Annotated in this window: 2 protein-coding genes and 2 pseudogenes; 2 read left to right on the forward strand and 2 right to left on the reverse strand. The window is 74.4% G+C overall.

What is annotated here, in order from left to right; translation table 11 throughout:
• Positions 1-454: pseudogene (locus BI06_RS22790) on the forward strand (hypothetical protein); the annotation flags it as partial.
• 113 nt (positions 455-567) lie between these two features.
• On the opposite strand, the gene disA reads toward BI06_RS22790, so the two are convergent.
• Both disA and radA read right to left on the reverse strand, forming a co-directional pair.
• Positions 568-1,674 carry a DNA integrity scanning diadenylate cyclase DisA gene (gene disA, locus BI06_RS22795; RefSeq protein WP_051741604.1) on the reverse strand — a complete coding sequence of 369 codons (1,107 nt, stop codon included), beginning with the start codon at positions 1,672-1,674 and terminating at the stop codon, positions 568-570.
• Between the two features lie 142 nt (positions 1,675-1,816).
• Positions 1,817-3,316 carry a DNA repair protein RadA gene (radA, locus tag BI06_RS22800; protein ID WP_030393746.1) on the reverse strand — a complete coding sequence of 500 codons (1,500 nt, stop codon included), beginning with the start codon at positions 3,314-3,316 and terminating at the stop codon, positions 1,817-1,819.
• A 182-nt stretch (positions 3,317-3,498) separates the two neighbouring features.
• On the opposite strand from radA, the pseudogene BI06_RS51045 reads away from it, so the two are divergent.
• Positions 3,499-4,422, forward strand: a pseudogene (locus BI06_RS51045) (sigma-70 family RNA polymerase sigma factor); the annotation flags it as partial.

Consider the following 4,422-nt stretch of genomic DNA (forward strand, 5'->3'; position numbering starts at 1 on the left):
CAACGGCGGCCAGCCCCCGGTGAACACCGCCGAGATCATGGCCCTGCCGGTCTGCGCCTCCTCCCAGGTGACGCTCAATCTGGCCAGCGCCCAGAACTCCTACCAGCCCAAGGACAAGCCCAAGCTGGCGCTGACCATCAACAACTCCTCCGCCACCAACTGCCGGGTGGACCTGGGCCGGACCGCCTCCGCGATCACCGTCACCGCCAGCAACGGCGAGCGCATCTGGTCCTCCGGCGACTGCCCGGCCGACCGGGGCAGCTCCTGGGTCCAGCTCCCCGCCAACGGCGGGCTGACCGAGACCTTCGGCTGGGACCGGGTCCGCAGCAAGCCGCAGTGCGCGACCGCCGACCCGGCACCCGCGCCGGCCGGCAACTACCTGGTGGTCGCCGACCTCACCGGCCTCTCCGGCGGCCAGGCCTCGGCCCGCTCCCCGATCCGCCTGGAGAACTGAGGCGGGTGCTTCGGGCCACGCAGAAGGCCCGGACCGTTCGTACGGTCCGGGCCTTCTGCGTGTCCGGGGCTTCTGCGGGTCCAGGACCGGGCACCGGGTGGCGCCGCGTCCGATCAGACGTAGCGCTCCAGGATGGACGATTCGGCAAGGCGGGACAGGCCCTCGCGGACCGAGCGGGCCCGGGTCTCGCCGACGCCCTCGACCGTCTGCAGATCGTCGATGCTGGCGGCCAGCAGCTTCTGGAGTCCGCCGAAGTGCTCCACCAGGCGCTCTATCACCGTGTTGGGCAGGCGCGGGATCTTGGCCAGCAGCCGGTAGCCGCGCGGCGAGACCGCCGAGTCCAGCGACTCCGGGGTGCCCGAGTAGCCGAGCGCCTTGGCCACCGTCGTGAGGTCGAGCAGCTCGGCGTGGGTCAGCGCCTCCAGGTCGGCCAGGACCTCGGTGACGGTCCGGCCCTTCTTGGCGGCTCGCTCCGGGAAGTAGTCCCGGGCGACCAGCTCGCGCTCCGGCTCCACACCCGCGATCAGCTCGTCCAGCTGGAGCGAGAGCAGCCGGCCGTCGATGCCGAGCTCCAGCACGTAGCCGGCGATCTCGGTGGCGATCAGCCGGACCATCTCCAGCCGCTGCGCGACGGCGGTGACGTCCCGGACCGTCACCAGGTCCTCGATCTCCAGTGCGGAGAGCGTGCCCGCCACCTCGTCCAGGCGCAGCTTGTAGCGCTCCAGGGTGGCCAGCGCCTGGTTCGCGCGGGACAGCACGGTGGTGGAGTCCTCCAGCACCCGGCGGGTGCCGTTGACGTACATGGCGATCAGCCGCATCGAGTGCGAGACCGCCACCACCGGGAAGCCGGTCTGCCGGTTGACCCGCTCGGCGGTGCGGTGCCGGGTGCCGGTCTCGTCGGTCGGGATGGTGGAGTCCGGCATCAGGTGGACGCCGGCCCGGACGATCTTGGTGATGTCCTTGTCCAGCACCACGGCGCCGTCGAGCTTGCACAGCTCGCGCAGCCGGGTCGCGGTGAACTCGACGTCGAGCACGAAGCCGCCGGTACAGATCGGCTCGACGGTCTTGTCGAAACCGAGCACGATCAGACCGCCGGTGTTGGCCCGGAGCACCCGCTCCAGACCGTCACGCAGTGCGGTGCCGGGGGCGATGGCGGTGAGGGAGGCCCGCAGCAGGGCCTCCTCGCGGGAGGACTTGTCCGCCCGGTCGCTGGCTGCCACGTGACTCCTCCGGTCGACCCCGTACCGGGCGCCTCGTGCGGGGGGCGCCGGCCTGCGGTCTGTTGCTCTGTCGCTTAGTACTGCCTTATCACCAATGAGACAGGGGAAAGTCTAACTGCGTGCGGCAACGACAGGGCTTGGGTCAGTGCAGTTCGTCGGAGTCGAGCGGCTCCCACCCCTCCATGACCTCCTCCGGGTAGGCCGCCGGCCGGTGTGCACGGGGGGCCGGCGGCGCCGACGGGGCCTCACCCTTGGGCTTCGCGGCGGCCCGACGGCGGCCCGGCAGCGCGCGCAGCGCCTCGCCGATGTCCGCCACCTCGACCACCTTCATGCCCGGCGGGACCTTGCCCGGGTCCGGCGGGACGAGGGCGTGGGTGAAGCCCAGCCGGTGCGCCTCGGCCAGCCGCCGCTGCACACCCGTCACCCGCCGCACCTCGCCGGCCAGGCCGACCTCGCCGATCGCGACCAGGTTGCTGGGCAGCGGGGTGTCCGAGGAGGAACTGGCCACCGCCAGGGCGATCGCGAGGTCCGCCGAGGGCTCGGAGAGCTTCACCCCGCCGACGGTGGCGGTGTAGATGTCCTGCTTGCCGAGCTTCACGCCGCCGTGCCGCTCGACCACCGCCAGGATCATCGCGATCCGGGGCGACTCCAGACCGGAGGTGGTCCGGCGGGGCGAGGGGATCTGCGAATCCACCATCAGCGCCTGCACCTCGGCGACCAGCGGGCGCTTCCCCTCCAGGGTCACGGTCAGGCACGTCCCGGGCACCGGCTTGTCACGCCTGGTCAGGAAGAGGCCGGACGGATCGGCCAGGCCCTCGATGCCCTCGTCGTGCAGCTCGAAGCAGCCGACCTCGTCGGTCGCGCCGTACCGGTTCTTGATCCCGCGGATGATCCGCAGCCGGGCGTGGCGGTCGCCCTCGAAGCTCAGGACGACGTCCACCAGGTGCTCCAGCAGGCGGGGGCCCGCGATCTGGCCGTCCTTGGTGACATGGCCGACCAGCAGGGTGGCCATGCCCCGGTCCTTGGAGGCCCGGATCAGCGCGCCGGCCACCTCGCGGACCTGGGCCGGGCCGCCGGGCGCGCCGTCCAGCTCGGCGGAGGCGATGGTCTGCACCGAGTCCAGGATCAGCAGGCCGGGGTCGACCGCCTCGATGTGGCCGAGGACGGCACCGAGGTCGGACTCGGCGGCCAGGTAGAGGTGGTCGGAGAGCGCGTTGATCCGGTCGGCGCGCAGCCGCACCTGGCCGGCCGACTCCTCGCCGGTGACGTAGAGCGTGCGGTGCCGCTCACTGGCCGCCTTGGCCGCGACGTCCAGCAGCAGGGTGGACTTGCCGACACCGGGCTCGCCGGCCAGCAGCACCACGGCGCCCGGGACCAGGCCGCCGCCGAGCACCCGGTCCAGCTCGGGCACGCCGGTGGAGCGGGCCGTCGCCACCTGGCCGTCCACCTGGCCGATCGGGCGGGCGGGCGAGCTGACCGGCCCGGCGGCCGTCGTCCGGATCGGCACCGCGCCGTACTCCTCGACCGTGCCCCAGGCGTTGCACTCCGGGCAGCGGCCGACCCACTTGGGCAGCTGGTTGCCGCACTCGGTGCAGCGGTACGCCGGGCGCGGCTTGGCGGTGGTCTTGGTACGGGCAGCCATGCGGTCACCGTAGCGTCCGGGTACGACAACGCGGGGGGCGGCCGGGCCGGGCGGCGCCGGCCGGGGACGCGCGGGGGCCGGAGGGGGAGCCGGTCCACGAATGAGCGATGTTGTTACCCGAAAGAAGTACAACCGGGCGGAATGGCCCGGGCCGGGCCGCCGCCGTCTCTACCGTCGGACGGGTGACGACGAGTACGGAAGGGCCGCGCGACGCCGTCCTCGCGGCATACGAGCGACAGGTCGACGGCCTCTTCACCTACTGCCTCTCGGTGCTGTGCGAGCACGAGGCCGCGGCGGCCGCCCTGCGGGAGGTGCGCGAGCTGGCGGTGCGGCACGGCGCCCGGCTGGCCGAGCCCGGGCTGCTCCGGGCCTGGCTCTACTCGCTGGCCCGGTACTGCTGCCTGCGGCGGCTCGCGGACGGCCCGCAGGGCGGTCCGGAGACCGGCGCGGCGGGTACGGCGGGTACGGCGGGTGCGGCGGGGGGTGTGCGCGGGATCGGGGTGGTCGGCGCGGGCCGGGACACGCCGGGCCGGGACACGGCGGGGAGGGCACCGGGCGGGGACGGCGACGGCGGGACGGAGGCGGTCCGGCGGCGGCGCGAGCTGGCCTCACTGGCCTGGCCCGAGGCGGCCGGCACCGATCCCGAGCAGCGCGAGGCGCTGGAGCTGGCCGTCCGCCACCGGCTCAGCCCGATCGAGGTGGCCGCCGTGCTGGGGCAGCCCTTCGACACCGTCCGGGTGCTGCTCGCCTCCGCGCGGGCCGAGGTCGACCGGACCAGGGCCGCCCTGCTGGTGCTCGGCGTGGGCAGCTGCCCCGAACTGGACCGGCTCGGCGGCGCCGGGGCGGAGAGCTGGCGGGACTGGGTGCTCGGCCCGGCGCTCCGGCGCGAGCTGGTGCAGCACGTGGTGGACTGCCCGACCTGCCGGGGGACGGCGGAGCGGGTCGCGGGCGAGGTGCCGCAGGGCCCGGGGCTGTCCGGGCTGCCGGTGCTCACCGCGCCGGCCGGGGCGGTGTCGGGGCCCGGCCCGGGACCGGCGGCGGGCTCCCCCGCCGGCGGCTCCGGCGCTCCGGCGGGCACCCTGGCGTTCCTGCCGCCGGCGACCCGG

This window comes from Kitasatospora sp. MBT66, assembly GCF_000710405.2.
Classification (GTDB): Bacteria; Actinomycetota; Actinomycetes; order Streptomycetales; family Streptomycetaceae; genus Kitasatospora; species Kitasatospora purpeofusca.

What these genes read in the sequence shown, in the direction of transcription:
- radA (WP_030393746.1), bottom strand. Translation starts at nt 3,316, where the DNA reads ATGGCTGCCCGTACCAAGACCACCGCCAAGCCGCGCCCGGCGTACCGC.